The organism is Calidifontibacillus oryziterrae (genome assembly GCF_000331575.1).
In the GTDB taxonomy this organism is placed as follows: Bacteria; Bacillota; Bacilli; order Bacillales; family Bacillaceae_J; genus Calidifontibacillus_A; species Calidifontibacillus_A oryziterrae.
This window is the reverse complement of the sequence record NZ_ANOK01000004.1, coordinates 67,335-86,564: the sequence shown is the minus strand read 5'-3', so window position 1 is coordinate 86,564 and position 19,230 is coordinate 67,335. Positions and strand designations below refer to the sequence as shown.

Here is a 19,230-nt window from a genome sequence, read left to right as displayed (position 1 = left end):
ACCTTTTAGAAATAATTTTGAGAATATTCTTTTTTTTATTCGTTATATAAGGTGTAAAAGCTTTTACGAAAAACATGAGGAGATTTGTTTTATGAAATCAAACGAAAAAAATTTTATAAAGCGATTAAAGTTACAAAAAGAAGATGCGCTTGAATTTGTGGTCGATCAATACTTGCCACTAATGAAGGGAATTACTTATAAATTGCTATCCGCACAGAAAAATGACGGACTTATTGAGGAATGTATAAACGATATTTTTTTATCAATCTGGAATAACTCGAGCAAATTCCACGGGGATTCCCCAGAGGATTTCAAGAAATGGATATGTGCGATTGCAAAGTTTAAAGCGATTGATTACTACCGGAAAATTATGAAACAAGCAGAGGTTGTTTCAGAGCACATTGAGGTAAATCTAGAAAACTCAGTTGAGGACGAGTTGATTTTGGAAGAAGATCGTCGCGAGTTAATCTGGCTTATAAATCAGTTGGAACCAGTAGATAAAGAAATTTTCCTAATGAAGTTTTTCCTAGGCTATAAATCTGAGGATATCGCCAAAAAGCTACAGGTGACGAAAGCTTCAATTGATAACCGCATCTACCGAGGAAAAAAGAAGCTTCAACAAAAAGTAATTAATTTAAGTGTTGGAGGGCATGCACTATGAAAGACATTTATGAATTATTAAATGATGTGAACATAGAGGAATCAGATTTTGAAGAAATTGAAGTTACTGATCTTGAAAAAGCAAAATTGAAAAAATCTTTAAAAGCCTCTATTAAAAAAAGCAAACCGAAAAAAGTAGCGAGCTGGAAAAAAAGAGCAGCTGCTGCCGTTATTATTATTGGTTTATCAGTTACATCTTTCGGATTAACATTCCCAACCTATGCTGGTAACATTCCAATAATTGGTGATATTTTTAAATTTATAGACGAAGAACGTACCGGCTTTTACGATAATTATAAGGAATACTCAACCGAAATGAACATGACAGAAGAAAGCAACGGTATTAAGATTACGATAAATGATGCAATTTTTGATGGCGAAACAGTATCACTTACGTACTCGATCGAGAGCGAACATAACTTAGGTGATTATCCTTTCGTATCTGGTCGCCTCAAAATTAAGGGCGCAAACGGGATGACAGGTAGCGCTAAAACGACGAAGGTTGATGACAATCATTATGTCGGGATTGAAAAAGCTACGGACATCGATCGCATGGATTCAAATTCAGTAAAATTAAAGTGGGATATCAATAGTATAGTCATTCCAGATCAGCAAAAAGAAATTAGCGGAAAGTGGAGTTTTTCTCTAAGCTTAAAAGCTACGGACAGCAAAGTGCAGTTAGCAGACGTAAGTTCCGAACAATCTGGCGTAAGAGTAAATATAAACAAAATTTCGATGACGCCCGTTTCTTTTATTATTTTTTATAATCAAGAGGTTTTTGAAAGTGTTACAAACAACTGGGACGATGTTTATGTTGATCTAGAAATAAAAGATGATTTAGGAAATAGCTACATTGGTGAGAACAACGGCGGATCTGGTGACGGCTATAATATGAGTTGGAGCAAAACGTTTGAAAAACTAGATGAAAACGCCACAAAGCTAATCATAACACCAACAGTTGTACTACGATTATTTGGCGCCGACAACCATGGTGGAGGGATAATAAACGAAGACGGCGAAATGATACCAATAGAACCGGCTAGAGAAAAAGGGGAACAAGAAGAATTTAAGCTGAACGATTTTGTAATTGAACTGGAAAAATAATGTTACTTTAACAACTTCGAAAATGCTGCTCTTTTTGAATGAAAAGAGCAGTGTTTTATTTATGGATTATTATAGGTTTAAATTTTAATAAGGAAAAAATGTTACTTATAAACATTACGAAGATAAGTTTAAATTTTAATAAGGAAAAAATGTTACTTATAAACATTGTGAAGATAAGTCTTAAAATAAACTTTGGGTTTCGTACAAATATATTATTCTTCTATTTGTGTGACATCCTTACCGAACCAATGAATAAATCCACATTGTTTACAAACTAAAGTAATGGCCGCGCCATTTAACCACTCAATATCAAAAAAAGTCATGCCTCGTGTGTTAAGTAATGCCTTCCCATACTCAAACTTATCGTGCTTGCAATGCATACAAATCACTTTCATATCATTCGCTTTATATTCATGGCCGAGCTTATTACGGTCCATTTCTTTAGCTGCTTCTTCTCCTTGCTTTTTAATTTTCTCTAATTGCTGTTTACTATAATACATGATAAGACCTCCTAATTTTGTATATTAGATCGTGATTTAGCCAACTATTCAAAGTATTCTTTGGGATTTTATTCATTATTATATTGAAAAATAGCCGAGAACACTCGTAACTTTAGTCATGAACGGTTCAATAACGTATTTTTGTTGAAATATGGATCGGGAACATCCTTCCATTATGAAAAGTTGTCCCCAACTTCATCTTTGTTGAATGCTCTGTTAAAGTGGGGTGTTGATTTCCGTTCCAGGCACTTCGCTTTTTAGCGCATCTCGCACCAAGTCTCCTCGCTCACTTCGTTCGTTGTGGGGTCTTGGATTGTCTCGCTTTCCCACAGGAGTCTACGTGCCTTTCTCACCAATCAACCATAGAAACAAAAGCTATAGGCGCCCTGATTAGCGACGTATAAACTATGAGCGCATCGACTGAGATAAACAAAACACGTCGAGGGACGAGTCGATATTGACTTATCGCAAAAGAGATGAGCGAAGTTTACTAGTCGCTGGGCGCTTGCGCTGGACGACTACTCTCTGTGCTATAGTATTGATCCACAGGATCAAATTTTATAATTTCGTAAACAACAAAAATCAACAGTGTGCTTTACAAAGCATTATTTAAAAATATTGAATGTATAAGTTTTCCCACTTTCATTTAGACCGCTGTATGAAAAAATAAGAGTTCCGTCTTTCTCATTGATGAATTTTAAGCTATCACCAGGTACTGTACCACCATTATTTTCAATGTATTCTCTTTCTACATCATTCTCGATTAACTTTTTATACAAAATTATTCGCTCATCTATAAGACGATTTATATACACCAAAAGTCCATCTTCATTCCCTCGAATTAGCATATAATTAGGTTTTAGCGCTATTAAATCGTAATTTTGTTCTTTTTCATCTTCAGTTAGTGGAAGTTCTTTAATAATTTCACCCTCAGAATTCACTAGTTTTATTGATGTTCCAGCATGAAGAATAGCTAAGTCATTATACATAAGAAGATCATGTCCTTCGTAACGATACTTGAAGTACGCCATTTCTTTATGTAGGATTGAAGCATTTTTAACAAACATTGTGAAAACTTGATGGTGAATATGAGGCTCGCCATATAAATCAGACACTTTAAGTGCAAATGTATCGTCCGCCATTTTGACCCCTTTAAAAGTAACGATATCATACAGTTCATGATTTATCGTGCCAATCATTTTCGGAGCTTCGTTACCTTGTGCGTAATAGAGCTCTCCTGTTTTATATTTAATCCAAAAGGAATCATTTTCAACAGTTCCGTAAGCAAAGCGCTCATACCCATCAATATGAACAGTTTGCGTTTGTCCGTCCCAGTTTACATTTGTATGGAATTGCTCTGAAATAAATCGTAGTGGAACATAAGTAGTACCGTTTTTCACAATCACTTCTTTATTATTTTTTATTGAAAGCTCGATAATTTGACTTGGATGACGTAAAGTTATTAATTTAAGCTCCTCATCAAAATCAACTTTCATCTTCCATTCCTCTGCAAATTCTCGTAAAGGAACGAATATATGTCCGCTATTGTTAATGGGCTCGTTAACAAAATTAAAGTAAATCATATCATTCTCAGTATTAACTCTTATAGAGATCTGCTCTGCATACGTTTGTCCATTAGTGGATAGACAAAATAAACAAACGAAAGCTAAAATGAACATCTTTTTTTGAATCACAATCCCATCTCCTTCACTTTGTATTGCCTATAAAAAAGTAATCTTCAAATTTTGAAACTATGATGATGTTAATTTATTTTAAAACGTTCATTGTCAAAGATACTAGTAGAGAGATAATTGTATAGGAGATAACCCAAATGAAGAACGATTCGTTGAAGATTACATACATCATTACAAAAAAGATTGAAAATGTTATTAAAGGCATAATAAACCACTTTTTCAGTAATAGGTTACCGATTATGGTTGCAATTAGTACGATAAACGGACAAATAAATAATACAAGGATAAATTCATTCCCCCAGCCGAGAGTTAATAAAATTGCTGCTACCATTCCTATAACTATCAACAAAGTATTAATAATATTTTTCAGCATAAGTGCCTCCTAATAACTTCCACCATTTATGCAGTTTTACCCTCATATTTTTAAAACATAGTTACCCAAAAATATATGTAAGGACCCAAAATATATGTAAGGACCCAAAAATATATGTAAGGACCCAAAAATATATGTAAGGACCCAAAATATATGTAAGGACCCAAAAATATATGTAAGGACCCAAAAATATATGTAAGATTCTAAATATCTAGTATTTAAACGATATTTAGCAGCTGACTAGCAATATAAACTGCTACAATCCAAATAATAATTGCTGAGACTTTATTAATAATTTTGATGAAGGTTCCTTTTGAGTCTAGGCTTCCTACTATCCTGCCAACAATAGCAAGTCCCAGGAACCAAATCCACGAAACGGTAATGCAAGCAACTGTAAATCCTGTTTTCTCCAATCCATGATAGCTAAGCGAACTTGTTCCAATTACACCAATCGTATCGAGAATTGCGTGAGGATTCAATAATGATACTGACATCGCAAATATGATTTGTTTTTTTATCGACATAGCTTCTTTCTTTTGAGTCATGCTGACAGGATCACTATTCCAAATTGACCATCCAATATAGAGTAAAAACAAAAGCCCAATTAAAAAAATAACAGTTTGCAGCACCGGTACAGTTAAAACAAGCATCGACACTCCCAATACCGCCATTACAATAAGTAAGGTATCGCAAACAGATGCAGTAATTATAACTGGAATCGCATTTCTGAATTTAGGCTGTGATGCACCTTGATTGAAAACGAACACATTTTGCGCACCTAGTGGAAGGATTAGCCCAAAGGCTAAAATAATCCCATGAAGTATTGCTGCGACCACTGTTTTGTTCTCTCCTTTGTAATTTTACTTGTCATTTCGTTAATGTGTAGACTTACTGCCCGAATGGCTACGATCATTTTCCATTTTAAAAGAAGTCAATGATTAGGGGTTAAGCTATTATGGCATTTACTCCATGGAAGGTAACGACCGGTTTAATTTTCTTTTTTATTACTGCCTTTGATTAACGGAAAAGCTATTGTCGAAAATACTTTATGGCAATCTGGACCGCATTTCTTTCTCCCGGATGTCAATAATTCCATCTGTAATGACCTGTGATTGGTGTTTTAATCGATGATAGCTTTATTTCAGAGGCGAACGGGTATGTATTGTGAATGAAGTATGGTGTTCCATCCTTCGCTCGTTTATCTGAAACTATTCCAACATGGTGAAAGCTGGAATCTTCCATGAAAATGACAATATCACCAGGCTGCCACTCCTGCAAATTCTCGATATCTCTCGGTTTTAATGTTGTTGTCAACTCCTGGGCATGCCGTTTCAAATAAACATATTGGTTAGGAACCCGTCTGAAATCAATGTTAGGATCCGGTTTTCCGTTAACACGCGGATACAAGTTAGTGTTTTCCTCAATATCTTGATCTACGGAATCTTTTAGTGATATTCCCGCTCCCTTTAGACCACGCCAAACAACATCAGTACACACACCCTCATTATCCGGGGGATAGCCCCCGTCATAATAAGCACTTTTGTATGGAGTCCTTTGTTTAACTTCATGTCTCGCGGCATTTACTATATCAATGGGGTCTGCAATTCCATTTTGATTTCTGTCAATTGTTGCATACACTTCAGGCACCTGAACAGATTTTATAAAAGGATTATCAATATGTATACCTATATAATCTAGGATCATTCCATTTCTAAAAAATATTATAATGCATAATATCGCAATTGTAACTACAACTGAGCCCCGAACTATCAATCTTTTGAATGTAATATTTTTCACACCAACTCACCTTTTGGTTAACATGCATATTTCAAACACAACTATCACTTATCAGACAAGCTTTTTTTGAACTAAGCTTGTTCTCCAAATCTCGTAATCTACTACTTAAAGCTAAGAAAATTAACTAGAGAAGACATACGATGCCACCCTAGCATCCCTTTCAGCTACATTTTTCAATTTTTTATTAGTCTTTATATTTTTTTCTGTTTTGTTAGTCTTTGTTTACAAACATTCTTACTTATTTTGTTGGTCCTTTTCTGCCAACAATTCTCATTAATTTTGTTGGTCCTTTTCTGCCAACAATTGATCTAGTTTTTCCTCAATTCGATCCATGCGCTTATTACGCCGTTTAAAAATTCTGTATAAAATGATCAGCGCTATTGGAATACTCAACAGCATTAAGAAAGTTGCTAATTGATATATAATATCACCGATATTAATACCTGGTGTTGCTGCTAAAATCTTCAACATAATTATCACCTCTGCCAACTATTTTACCATATCGTTCCAGGGTAAAGACAACCCAATAGTCTTTCGTGACAACAATCTTAAGGAAAGGTCTATTCGGACAGCTTTTCCAACTTTCAACCGTTTTCTGTCCGAACTCAAGGTCTATTCGGACAGCTTTTCCAACTTTCAACCGTTTTCTGTCCGAACTCAAGGTCTATTCGGACAGCTTTTCCAACTTTCAACCGTTTTCTGTCCGAACTCCCAATTCAAACCATGAAAGCATACTCGAACCATAACATTAGGCTCAATCCAAATTTAGGGCTACTTGAATGCAAACTGGAACCATACTGTACAATTGGTACCAGTGAAGGGGTTATGTGATAATTAACCATATAATTCTCTTTACCTGAACATTAACAAACGGAACATCTATTGAAGGTACAAAGTCAGAAATTAACCATATAATTCTCTTTACCTGAACATTAACAAACGGAACATCTATTGAAGGTACAAAGTCAGAAATTAACCATATAATTCTCTTTACCTGAACATTAACAAACGGAACATCTATTGAAGGTACAAAGTCAGAAATTAACCATATAATTCTCTTTACCTGAACATTAACAAACGGAACATCTATTGAAGGTACAAAGTCAGAAATTAACCATATAATTCTTTTTACCTGAACATTAACAAACGGAACATCTATTGAAGGTACAAAGTCAGAAATTAACCATATAATTCTCTTTACCTGAACATTAACAAACGGAACATCTATTGAAGGTACAAAGTCAGAAATTAACCATATAATTCTCTTTACCTGAACATTAACAAACGGAACATCTATTGAAGGTACAAAGTCAGAAATTAACCATATAATTCTCTTTACCTGAACATTAACAAACGGAACATCTATTGAAGGTACAAAGTCAGAAATTACCTTATTATTCACTCTACCTGAACCCCACACGTCTAAAATTACGGACTAATGAATAAAACGTTGCAAACAATAACAAAATTCCATTATTAACGCAACTATAATCCCCATCAACATTCCATTTGACACTAAAGGACTAATAAGCGCTGGGACCGACGCAAATGCTTCCTTTGGGATAATCATAATGGACAATCCTAAAAGCGACGGCAAAGCAACACGGTAAATTGTCTTCGTCGTAAAAGTCAACCCTTCAATATTTCGCAATGCTGAGCGAAACAACTGCAAATAAGCTACAAACAAAATTGTATTCCCAACATTATCTGGAATCGTCGAGAAAAATGCACTTAATGACGGAATTGCCCCTAACAAAATGAATAAAACAGAACCGATGAAAAACGGTGCTTTTCCCTTTATGCCAGTAGACTGAATAAATCCTAATGAAGAAGCATATGGTGCATAAGGAACAAGTCCAAGCGCACCTGATAATGACGTAAACGACCCAGATAAAAATAAAGAAGCTTTATATTGCTTCGGTTTTGCTTCTTTTTCAAAAATATCCTCAGAACCTTTTAATGTAGCAATCGTGTTTGTTGTATTTAACAAGCCTGTTATCACAATAGTAACAACAATTCCCCACTCAAACGATGGTTCACCCCAAGGAAACCAGCCCAAAAAAGGCGTTGTTTTTATCGTTTCGCCAGCTTCAGATGGAAAGAGGAAAACCGCTCCAATCCAGCCAATCACCATTCCGATTAATAATGCTAAATTACTAATAGCACCTTTTCCTTTCACATTAAGAACAATGGTAATTGCTGCAAGCACCAATGAAAAACAAGCCACTTTCACATCAATGTGATAACTACTATTTAACCCAAGCATTCCTTTTAAAAAAATAAAGATTAACTGATTCGCCAACAATAATAAAAATACAAACATCACGACTGGTGTAAACCACTTCTTCAAAATTTCACCAATACCAAGCATTCCTAAAATGGCTACAAGGATACCGGAAATAATCGCCCCAACTGCAATGCTACCGCCAATCGTTGCTAAATCAAGATTCAAAGCACTAGCCGTTGCTGCTAAACTTAAAATAACACCCCACCATAAACCTGATTGCCCCTCCATTAACGCTAAGCGATGGCCAACCAGACCTTGTAAAATACAAGTTATCCCAGTAAAAATAAACGAACGCTGGAGTGCTGATATGATTTCAACTTGTTCTAACCCAAAAGCTCCACCAATAGATATAGGAATAACAACCGTATTGGCAAACATAAAAAATAACCACTGAAAACCTGCTAAAAATGTAATAGTTATTCGTTGTTGTTGAATTGCCATGAAACTTCTCCTTAACTCCCGTTTATTATTATGAAAATGATCTAAAAATCATTTGTTAAAAGTTAAGTTCTACAATTTATAACCATTATCCTTTAAAATAAACAGCTCCGTTTCACTGAATTTACATAAATGGTTAAAAACGGAAAACACTAGACTGTAACCTTCTCAATACTTTTACCGACAAATAAAATGAATAAACAATAAAGTGAGGAGACGAAAATGAAAAAAATTACGACTATAGCACTAACAGCCATGATGAGCGGAGTAATATTTAGTAACTCTCCAGCACTTGCTCAAAATGATGTAGCAGAAAATGTGAGGGTTATTTCGATTAACGAAAACAATCCGAGTTTAATTAAATCAGAAAATCCTGTAGAAAATCCTGCAATAAACATTGAAGCTACAAACTTTATTAAATACGCAGGAGTCGTTTCTGAAATTGAAGACCATAACGGGAATCCTAGATTATTGTTCAAGAATCAAGAGGGTTCTGTCGAAATGATCATGACAGTGACAGATGAAGTACTCCTTTTTAATAGTGGCACAGCTGAACCACTAGAAAAGGACCAATTACAAATAGGGGACAAGATTGAAGCATTTTATGATAAAAACAAACCAAGAATTATGATTTATCCGCCAATGATCACACCTGAAATTATAATTGTCCATGATGAAAAAATTTCGGGTCAAGTGAAGGTTGCGAAATTTGATGATAATTTACTAAGCCTTGATAACGAACTCAAACTAAAACTCAATGAAAACACTATTCTCATCAATCAAAAAGGAGAACCAATTGAAGAAAAAGACCTATATGGTAAAGAGCTCATTGTTTTTTATGACATATCAACAAAGAGCATCCCGGCACAAACATCTCCGAAAAAAATTATTACATTTGAGTTACCAGATGAGCAAGTCGGGATTCCAAATGATCAACTTGAATCTCCAGATGAGCAAGTCGGGATTCCAAATGATCAGGACGTTTCTCACATTGATCAACTCATAAAAAAGGACCATTACATGAAGAATGGTACAAAGATGGTACCACTAAGAAAAATAGCAGAACATTTTGGGTACGATGTTAATTGGCAAGAAAAAACAACAAGTGTCTTAATCAATAAACAAAATCGTTCCTTTTTAGTCACAAATGGTAACTTACAATATGGCTATAATCAAAGCCAACTTAAATTGGCTGTATCACCAGAAATAAAAAACGATAGTATGTATGTACCAGAACAATTTATAGAGATGCTGTTAAAATAATTACTAAACGGGGCTGTCTAAAAAGTCATAATGAATAACTTTTAGCAGCTTCTTTTTTTTGAATCCCAATAAAAAGGTGATTTTGATTGCTATAGCGGACGCGGACCTTAGGGCAAGCATCGAGCCGCTTCCCTCGCTACGCTCCGTCTAGGGTCTCGATTCGCTTGCTAGTCCCGCAGGAGTCGCCGCCTTCGCTCTTCAAAATCACCAATTTTTAGCATATTTTTAATCTTTTTAAGGACTTATCGGACAGCCCCGAAATTATACTGATATGATTGAATTGCAAAAAACATCTAAACACCCCCTTCTATTTTGAAGGGTTGAAATTTGTAACAAAGTGACACTGCCGTCCAAATTACTAAACACCCCCTTCTATTTTGAAGGGTTGAAATTTGTAACAAAGTGACACTGCCGTCCAAATTACTAAACATCCCTTTCTATTTTGAAGGGGGTAAAATTATACTGATATGATTGAATTGCAAAAAGTATCTAACCCTTCTATTTTGACGGGGGTAAAATTATACTGATATGATTGAATTGCAAAAAACATCTAAACAACCCCTTCTATTTTGAAGGGGTTGAAATTATTTGATGGGTAAGCAGATTTCGATAGAAAATCCCTTTCCTTTATTAGATTCAATATACATTTCTCCATGTAGCTCCTCAACACGTGCCTTCATCATTGATAGACCAAGTCCTGGTTGGATTTCTCCAACTCCTTTTCCGTTATCCTCCAGCATGAAAATAATATATTCATCCGACTCATACAAGGAAAAGTTAAAATTATTACTTTCACCATGTCTAATTCCATTTGTTAATCCTTCTTGAAGAGCTCGATACAATACCGATTGCTGCTTTATAGATAAAGGTGTCGTCACTTTCATTTCCGCTTTTATCGAAACTCCGGTGCTTTTTTCTGTATTTAATATTAGATTCCTCAACGAAAACAAGTAATCACTTGAGCCTTGTCCATGATCCTTTAATAAGCGCAGTGAATTTCTAATTTCATTCAAGCCAATGCGTATTTGCTCTTGAGATCTTTCTAGCTTTTCCTTTGCATCGGACGGTTTTTTTTCAATTAGTCGCTTACCAGCTTCAATTTGGATATTGATAGTCGTAAGCGTATGTCCAACTGTATCATGGATTTCCCCAATTAAGCGGTTTCGTTCCTCTAATACCATTTTATCCGATAGAGCTATGGCGGTCTCCTTCATCGATTGCTCTAATGATTCCGTTTGAGCCTTAACTCGCTCTTCTAATTTCCCATTAAGATTTTGCAGTAAATCATTTAACCGGTTAGCTTCATTAAAGGATTTTGCATATTCTTGTGTCAGCATAATAAATTGTGAGAAAAGAAAAATGAAAAAACCAAATGGTACCATACTAATTGATTGAATGTATCCGTTATAGTGCAGCAAATCATTCATGACTGTAATATAGAAAAATAGACCCATAGAAAAGCTAATAATGGCACCCTCACGCTTATGAAGCATAGCCATAAACATCACATAAAAAAAATAAATGATTAAAACTAGAGCTATCAAGCCAAAAGGCTTTAATAAATTCGTAAATATACCCGGCCCTGTAAAAATGACAATTAATGATAAGGCTCCTGTAACTACAAGAGAACTGCGATATATCCATCCATTCCATTCTTTTGGGTACAATGTTTTTAAGAAGATTATATATAAAAAAAATCCTAAAAAAACAGTTAAATATTCAAACTTTATGAGTAAAATCCAATTAAAATCAGGAAAATATCGAACCAAAAGCGTTTGATCAATCACAACAATCCGTGTCGCAATGACCAAACTAAAAAGTGCAAAGGCTAAGGAGCGGATTTCATTCTTTCGTTTAAAAAAGAACAACAAATGATACAGACTAATTAATATGAAAATACCAAATAAAAAGCTATTTTGAGCAACCTCTTTTTCTTTGAAAGCTATAACTGCGTCCGCGTCTCCATATAATATTTCGTCGCGCACACCACTTTTTATATGATAATAATTAGATGTTTGAATTACAATTTCAACTTTCTTTGACTGAGGCATAAATGTGAACACTTGTGGTAAATACTTCGGTATCATCGTTTCCTTGCTAATACCAACCTTACCGACTTCCCCCATCAATTTGCCATCAATGTACAATCTGTACGCTGTCTTAACAGTGGGAATATAAAGAGCCTTTTGCTTTTCAATATCACGTTCTGGAATATTTAATGTTACTTGGAATGTCCCATGCCCTTGCTTTGGTAACCCTTTCCCATTTTGATCCCAATAATTGGACCAAAGTCCGGGGAAAGGAACTTTAGTGGTTGGCTGATGAATCTGTAAATCTCGTGGATGGAGTAATTTGTCCAAGTAAAAAAACCACTCTCCATTTAATGGAGTTAATTCATTAGAGCTACTATTATTTAAATCTATCATTCCTGACTGAGCTTGTTGTGGGCCCTCTGCACTTATATTAGTAAAAAAGCTTAGTAAAAAAATAGGTACTAAAAGTAGTGTTGCGATTTTTGTTTTCATAATTATTCCTCACTGTATTGTTCCATTAGCTTTCGAAAATAAATAATTGCTTTTGGGCGATTTTTGATGCCGATTTTATTATAAATATCACTAATATAATTTTTCACAGTTCCTTCGCTAATATAAAGCCGTTCTGAAATTTGTTGATTATTCAAACCTTGAGTCATTAATGTAATAATTTCTTGCTCTCTTGAAGAAAATTGCATAGGGTCCTTGTTGATTTTCTCAAGCTTATAATCCGGATCATAGGTTTTTGATAATTCAGATATTTTTAAAGCTAACTTTTCAGCAATATTAGTCGGAAGGATCATTTGTCCCTTCGCTCCATCTCGAACGGCCTCAATCAACTTATCCCCTTGAATATCCTTTAATAAAAAACCCTTTGCACCGTTTACAAGCGACTCAATGATATATTCCTCTTCATCGAAGGTAGTCAACATGATAATATTTGTATCCGGAAATTCATTGATAATTCGTTTCATGCTCTCTACCCCATTCATTACCGGCATCCTAATATCCATTAATACCACGGAAGGTGAATGCTCCTTCACAAACTCATAAGCCTCTTCCCCATTCGAAACTGCCCCAATAACCTCCATATCCTCTTCAAGATCAAGAATCGTTTTCAAACCATCCCTCATCAGTGTTTGATCATCTACAATTAATATAGTAGTCGGACACATTTCTCTCACCAGCCAAATTCAAATTTACATAAACTTATAAGATACTAAAATTTCCCTGACACTTAATTAATTATTCAATAAATTTGGACCTTCATCAATATAAATATTTTACTCATTAAAATTGCCAAACTATTTTCTATTATTTGTTAAATTTTTCCGAAAAACATCATTCTTTTTTTGGAGACATTAACACTTGATTTCTACCTTTTCTTTTTGCTTGAAATAAAAATTGGTCAACATCATTAATTAACTGCTCCGTCGATACATCAGTTGCTTTCGGAAAGAAAGTTGTACCACCAATACTGACAGTCAAATAAGGGGTTACTTTAGATAAAGGATGCTTAATTCTTAGGTTTTCTATATTAGACCTTATCTTCTCTGCAGTGACATTTGCCATTTCCCTATTAGTACGTGGAAGGATTATGATAAACTCTTCCCCACCATATCTGCCCACTATATCTGATCCTCTTACACTTTCTTGAATTGTCATTGCCACCTTTTTCAAAATAACATCTCCAGATTGATGTCCATACGTGTCGTTATAAGACTTAAAATTATCAACATCAAGTAGTAAAACAGAAAGAGGATCACCCGTTCTTGTTGCTTGGGTCCATTCCGAATGCAAATATTCTTCATAACCGTTTCGATTTAATACCTTCGTTAAATTGTCCTGAACAGATATTATTTTCAATTTTTCGTTTAATGTTTTAATCTTGTAATTTTCTTTATTTAATTGCCTATTTTTTTCTCTTAACTCCTTATTTGAAAGAAAAGTTTTATAATGAATATCATATATTAAATAAGCTCTTGCTAATAAAATGAGTTCATCATTTTCCATATTCAAATTAATACCGATGACTGTTGCAAATATAGAATTTTTTATATACCTATAAAAACGTAATCGCCCAACATCGCTTGCAGAGCGCATTTTTAATAGAAATTCTAAAATATCTGGCTGTTCAATAGCACATCGAAATATTTGTTCTACCTTTTGGGGGTGGGGGATATGATTTGTATCAATCGTCATTTTTGCGACTTTTTCAACTTCATCTTTTATGTCTACAATTTCTTTACTAATCCCTATATTAATCTTAGAAATTGGGTGAATCATCTTATGTTAGCCCTCCAAACTTTATCATGACGATATTCAAAAAAAGCACTAGAAAAACACGACTTTCCGCCCGTAATGGCGGAAGTCGATGTATTTCTTATACTGATATCCACTAAATTTATACTTTCTTATCAGTATAAAAAATGAAAGATGGCATTTTCTAATTTAATAATTTGAAAAATATCGTTTGTGCTTTTTCCATTATATTGTTGAAAAGTCATAAATTTTATGACAAAAGTCAGTAAAAAGTCATAACTTTAAAAAAATATAAGAAAAGAGGTTGACCATTTTTAGTCAACCTCTTCAACATTCTTTACTACTCTATTATCCTCGTAATCATCGCTACTGCTTCTGCTCTAGTGGCGTTTCCTTGCGGATTAAATGTTCCGTTTGGTAGACCACCAACAAGATTTTGTTTCGCAGCAGCCGTTACAGATGCTTTTGCCCAAGATGAAATTTGAGAATCATCTTTGAAAGTAGTATTTGATTCTGAGACTTCTAGTTTTGCCGCCCGGGCAATGATTACAGCCATTTCCTCTCGTGTAATCGGTTCATTTGGTGCAAACTTATCTGCTTCAAGTCCAGCTACAAGTCCGTTTGTAGCGGCTGTTGCAATACAATCTTTCGCCCAGTGATTGGCTGTATCAGAGAACACCCTGCCTTCTTCACACGTTAAACCTAATGATTTAACGATAATGGAAGCGAATTCTCCTCTTGAAATAGTATTGTTTGGCTTAAATGTTCCATCTGGGAAGCCGTTGACAGCGCCTTTTGAAACAAGATAGGCGATCTCTTTTTCAGCCCAATGACCGTTGATATCCGTCATTTCAATCACAGTCGGATTAACAGGAGTGTCATCATTTTGTTCTGACACTTCTTCAGCCAATTGTTCCACTTTCTCAGTTGGATTTGATGGAGTTGTTGTACTTCCACCACCTCCGCCACCAGATGAGCCATTATTATTATCGTTTGATGAACCAGATTTTTCTGTGTAACTAACAAACTTCGTAAAGTGTTTAGTCCATATAACTAAATTGCTTCCTTCCGTACAATATGCCTCTCCATCAACTGGTAATGCATCTGCCGCAGTTTGGTTACATGGATTCAATTTCGTCTCAATCTTCTTAAATTTCCCATCATTATCGATAAATCCAACTGCCTTTCCAGCTTGACTAGGAATCACTATCTTAACAGCTTTTTCAAACTGTAATGAACTTTTTGCAATACCAACTTCAACTACTGCGTGTATAGCTGAAGCATTTGGAACAGTAACCGAATTGTTTCCCCTAACCGTTGGTAACAATAGTTCACCATTCCAATTAGCTGGACCTGTCACTTTCCCCTCTGGTATTTCAAGTATAATCGTACCAAGACTAGTTTGTTGCTGAGCATCCACCATTATGTAACTTTCCTTGCCACCATTACCATTATCTCGTGCCGCCACTGAAACCTTAACATCTGAGACATTCGCTGGAATGACAAAAGAGGTCGGTCCTATTAACGGTATTGGCTGACTAGAATCCGTTACTTCCTCTAATACTGCTCTAGTTACGATTAGTTCATATTCTTTTGTTATCGTTCCAGATTCTGTTGTAACCGCAATTTTAATAACATTCTTATCAGGGAACACAGCATTTAATCGTATTTCTGCAGATTCTTGCCCGCTTAATACTGGTTGACCATTAACCGTAATAGTATAGTTCGGATCAATAGAAATTGGCATTACCTTTATGCTAGCTTCATCGTTTTTTACAGTTGTAATGTAACCTCCTCTATAAGCATCATAAACTACTGATCTATTATTTAATTTTAAATCACTTAATAAAAGTACATCCTTTACTTCTTGGTCCACACTTACATCTTCATAATTGGTAGCTTTCACTTTAATCATGCGTGTTCCAGCGGATAAAATTCCTGCGTTTATCTTGATGGTCCCTTTTTCCCCATTTATTTCGTATTCATCTTCAGGGATGATGGTCGATACCCAACCATCAACCATAACGATCTCTGTAATGGCATCCGCCCATTGACCATCATCAGTAAATGTTACCTCCAAAGGATTGAGAATGGTATTATTCGTTGAATCTGCTGTGATTATCGGCGGCTTTATGTTCGTTACATAAATACCGCGAATAAGCTTCAAATAGTAACCCGTTGCATAAATCGCAATGTTGCTATTTCCTCGCTTGAGAATCCCTTCTTTTATGGTAATTGTTCCTGCTGCTTTATTGACTGTAAAATTCTCATCTAATATTAAGTTTGTTTTTGTTGAATCTGGGTTGTGAACTTCAACTAATGTTATCGCATCTGCCCAGTATCCATCGTCGGTAAACTTTAGCTCAATGGGTGTTTTAATATCAATTTCCGTTTGAACTGATTCTACTGTTGGCGGATAACTTGTCATAACTACTTGAGTAAGGACTACATTTTCATAATTAGTAGCTTTAATAGTGATTGTATACGTTTCATCATATGGAAAAACTCCCGGTCTAATGGTGATCATTCCGGTATCTTTATCTATTTGATATTGATCTTTATTTATGGAAACAGGATTACTAACCGGTCTTGCAAATTGGATGTCCGTGATCGCATCTGCCCAACGTCCATCATCTGTAAATGTTAACTCTATTGGTGTTGACTTCCCATTATGCGTGGTATCCGATTCCACTTTAGGTGGAATGAGGGATAATATCGTCTGTTTGACAATTGTGTCTTTATAGCTTGTTGCTGTGATGATAATATCGTATGTTCCCGGTGCTAATGCTCCTGCCTTAATAATGATTTTCCCACCAATTCCAGCTACTGTGTAATCAACACCTTCTGTTAATGTAGTTTCTAGCCTTGTTATTATATTTTTTGCTTTTATCCCAGTAATGGACTTGGCCCAGTTTCCGTCATCTGTAAATGTAATTTCTATATCATTCGTTGCATCATTTTCCGTTGTATCCGGAGTTAATGAAATAGTGGGTAGCTCCGTTACAGTTTGATAAATTTGTGCGTCATAATAGTTTGGTGCTTTAACTTTAATTTGGTAATTCCCAATATTTAATACACCCGGATTTATTGTAATTATTCCGCTTATTTTATCTATACTATAATCTGAGGCAGCCAACGTAATGGTCTGTCCGTTATTAAAATTAGTTGCAGTAATAGAAGTAATTGTATCACTCCATATCCCATCATCTGTATAAGTTAATTCTAGCTTTCTTGAATACTCATTATTCGTTGTATCTTCCTCTACACGAGGAGGTGATTTCAAATCTACATTTTGCCAAAAATAGGCGTCCGAATATCCCTCTGCTGAAATGGTTATTTTATAATATCCTTTTTCATTAAATATTCCAGGTACTAATGTAATAGTATGTGCTGTTTTATTAACTTCGTAATTTTCTTTTGGCAACGTAAAATTAATCCCTTTTGTTTGCTCTTGTACTGTTATTTGTGAAATAGAATCTGCCCATTCATCATCTGGCGAAAAGGTTAGTTCCAATGGATTTAATAGATAACTTTCTGAAGTATCAGGATTTACGATAGGTGGTTCTTTAGTAGCATCTACCACTTGAAAAACACCTGATGCACGGTAATATTTGGCAAGAACTTCAACGCCGTTCATTTCTCCTGCATTTAATACACCTGGATTAATCGTTATCTTCCCAGATGCTCCATCAACGGTATATTCAGAATTTGACACCGGTTGACCGTTTACCCTCATTCCTGTTATTAATTGTGCCCACCTTCCATCATCAACAAAGGTTAATTCTATTGGCATGGTTGGATAGCGGTCTGTTGAATCTGCAACCAATCTTGGTGGATCATATGCTTTAATCTCTTGATATTTCAAAGTTGCAACACTGTAATTAGTAGCTTTTATTTCAACTGTATAGTCCAGACCTACGTATTGTATTACATCCGGATTAATGATGATTTTTCCATTTTCTTCATCAACTGTGTAATCAGTCGGACTAAGGGGAATGATGGTGTCAAACCAACTTACTGTAATACTTGTAATGTAACGCCCCACATTCCATCATCTTCAAATGTAATTTCAATTGGCTGATCCCCATAATTATCTGTCGTATCTGCTGTTAATTTTGGGGGCATAGGTTCATTTACTTTTTGCATAACATCTGCATTTTTAAAATTAGTTGCATGAATCGTTATTGTATAATATCCAAGTGGTAAAATACCTGGATTAATTTTGATGATTCGATTGGTTTTATCGATTTCAAAATTAGGGGTATGTATTTCTGTAGTTGAATCATTATTTACATTGTATGCTGAAATGTATTCAATTACATCGGCCCACCCATTAGCATCCACAGAATACGAAATCTCTAAGGGTGTTACTGTGTCATTTTTTGTCCCATCTGCTGTTAATGCTGGCGGGTCGTCACCACCTGTATATGTTATTTCCAAAGGTGTCCCTATAGTGGATTGGGGTTGATAGGTTAAAGTTGGTAGTTCATCGGCTGAAGTAGTATTTACTACTCTTATAGTATCTGGTGTAGTACTATTAGCAGTAGTCATTTTGCTGCCCATGACATCATCAGCAGCGCTCGGATCTTCTAGATTTTGAATGGCTTCACTTGCTGCATACACATACTCAACCTGACTTGAAGGCATTGACATCGGAGTTAAAAAAACGATAACTGTTATCCAAACTACTATTTTTCTAATTAATCGAGTTAATTCTTTATGATTCGGTATATCCATGTTATTTTTTCCTTTCTACATAATTTTTGTAATCTTGTATTTTCTCTTTTATTATTTTAGTTTTGAAAAGTCATATTCTTCA

16 protein-coding genes are annotated in these 19,230 nt (G+C 35.1%); 3 read left to right on the top strand and 13 right to left on the bottom strand.

The genetic code is table 11. The features are described 5' to 3' along the window. Positions 1-91 precede the first annotated feature (91 nt). Together D612_RS0103675 and D612_RS0103670 are read left to right on the top strand one after the other, a co-directional pair. Positions 92-661 carry a sigma-70 family RNA polymerase sigma factor gene (locus D612_RS0103675; RefSeq protein WP_017754133.1) on the top strand — a complete coding sequence of 190 codons (570 nt, stop codon included), beginning with the start codon at positions 92-94 and terminating at the stop codon, positions 659-661. After that, positions 658-1,764, top strand: coding sequence for a DUF4179 domain-containing protein (locus D612_RS0103670; protein WP_017754132.1), 1,107 nt, complete (start codon positions 658-660; stop codon positions 1,762-1,764). Before D612_RS0103675 ends, D612_RS0103670 begins: the two co-directional genes overlap by 4 nt. 212 nt (positions 1,765-1,976) lie before the next feature. On the opposite strand, the gene D612_RS0103665 is transcribed toward D612_RS0103670, so the two are convergent. The 8 genes from D612_RS0103665 to D612_RS0103630 all read right to left on the bottom strand — a co-directional run bounded on the left by D612_RS0103665 (position 1,977) and on the right by D612_RS0103630 (position 8,856). Then, positions 1,977-2,264: a hypothetical protein gene (locus D612_RS0103665; protein ID WP_017754131.1), complete on the bottom strand. Its 288-nt coding sequence runs from the start codon at positions 2,262-2,264 to the stop codon at positions 1,977-1,979. Positions 2,265-2,869: 605 nt separating this feature from the next. Further along, complete coding sequence (locus tag D612_RS0103660) at positions 2,870-3,958, bottom strand: copper amine oxidase N-terminal domain-containing protein (RefSeq protein ID WP_017754130.1); 1,089 nt, start codon at positions 3,956-3,958, stop codon at positions 2,870-2,872. A 73-nt stretch (positions 3,959-4,031) separates the two neighbouring features. Continuing rightward, on the bottom strand, positions 4,032-4,331 hold the full coding sequence (locus tag D612_RS0103655; RefSeq protein WP_017754129.1) for a DUF2651 family protein: 300 nt from the start codon (positions 4,329-4,331) through the stop codon (positions 4,032-4,034). Positions 4,332-4,549: 218 nt separating this feature from the next. Further along, positions 4,550-5,167 (bottom strand): LysE/ArgO family amino acid transporter, encoded by a 618-nt coding sequence (locus tag D612_RS0103650; protein WP_017754128.1) that lies wholly within the window; start codon positions 5,165-5,167, stop codon positions 4,550-4,552. A 247-nt stretch (positions 5,168-5,414) separates the two neighbouring features. Then, positions 5,415-6,128, bottom strand: a complete 714-nt coding sequence (locus D612_RS0103645) for a DUF1287 domain-containing protein (protein WP_017754127.1) — start codon at positions 6,126-6,128, stop codon at positions 5,415-5,417. Between the two features lie 273 nt (positions 6,129-6,401). After that, positions 6,402-6,599 carry a hypothetical protein gene (locus tag D612_RS17805; RefSeq protein ID WP_017754126.1) on the bottom strand — a complete coding sequence of 66 codons (198 nt, stop codon included), beginning with the start codon at positions 6,597-6,599 and terminating at the stop codon, positions 6,402-6,404. Between the two features lie 352 nt (positions 6,600-6,951). After that, the gene (locus D612_RS0103635; protein ID WP_017754125.1) at positions 6,952-7,530 is read right to left on the bottom strand and encodes a hypothetical protein; all 579 of its coding nucleotides are present in this window, start codon (positions 7,528-7,530) and stop codon (positions 6,952-6,954) included. A gap of 33 nt (positions 7,531-7,563) precedes the next feature. Further along, positions 7,564-8,856, bottom strand: coding sequence for a uracil/xanthine transporter (locus D612_RS0103630; protein WP_017754124.1), 1,293 nt, complete (start codon positions 8,854-8,856; stop codon positions 7,564-7,566). A 219-nt stretch (positions 8,857-9,075) separates the two neighbouring features. On the opposite strand from D612_RS0103630, the gene D612_RS17800 reads away from it, so the two are divergent. Further along, positions 9,076-10,116 (top strand): copper amine oxidase N-terminal domain-containing protein, encoded by a 1,041-nt coding sequence (locus tag D612_RS17800; RefSeq protein WP_017754123.1) that lies wholly within the window; start codon positions 9,076-9,078, stop codon positions 10,114-10,116. A 584-nt stretch (positions 10,117-10,700) separates the two neighbouring features. Here D612_RS17800 and D612_RS0103620 read toward each other — a convergent pair. The 5 genes from D612_RS0103620 to D612_RS0103600 all read right to left on the bottom strand — a co-directional run bounded on the left by D612_RS0103620 (position 10,701) and on the right by D612_RS0103600 (position 19,148). Beyond that, on the bottom strand, positions 10,701-12,641 hold the full coding sequence (locus D612_RS0103620; protein ID WP_017754122.1) for a 7TM diverse intracellular signaling domain-containing protein: 1,941 nt from the start codon (positions 12,639-12,641) through the stop codon (positions 10,701-10,703). A gap of 2 nt (positions 12,642-12,643) precedes the next feature. Beyond that, on the bottom strand, positions 12,644-13,324 hold the full coding sequence (locus D612_RS0103615; protein ID WP_017754121.1) for a response regulator: 681 nt from the start codon (positions 13,322-13,324) through the stop codon (positions 12,644-12,646). 166 nt (positions 13,325-13,490) lie between these two features. Beyond that, positions 13,491-14,435, bottom strand: a complete 945-nt coding sequence (locus D612_RS17795) for a GGDEF domain-containing protein (RefSeq protein ID WP_017754120.1) — start codon at positions 14,433-14,435, stop codon at positions 13,491-13,493. Positions 14,436-14,751: 316 nt separating this feature from the next. Then, on the bottom strand, positions 14,752-18,456 hold the full coding sequence (locus D612_RS0103605; protein WP_017754119.1) for a hemoblobin-interacting domain-containing protein: 3,705 nt from the start codon (positions 18,454-18,456) through the stop codon (positions 14,752-14,754). Next, entirely contained in the window at positions 18,426-19,148 is a 723-nt protein-coding gene (locus tag D612_RS0103600) for a hemoblobin-interacting domain-containing protein (protein ID WP_017754118.1), read from the bottom strand. Before D612_RS0103600 ends, D612_RS0103605 begins: the two co-directional genes overlap by 31 nt. Between the last annotated feature and the right edge of the window lie 82 nt (positions 19,149-19,230).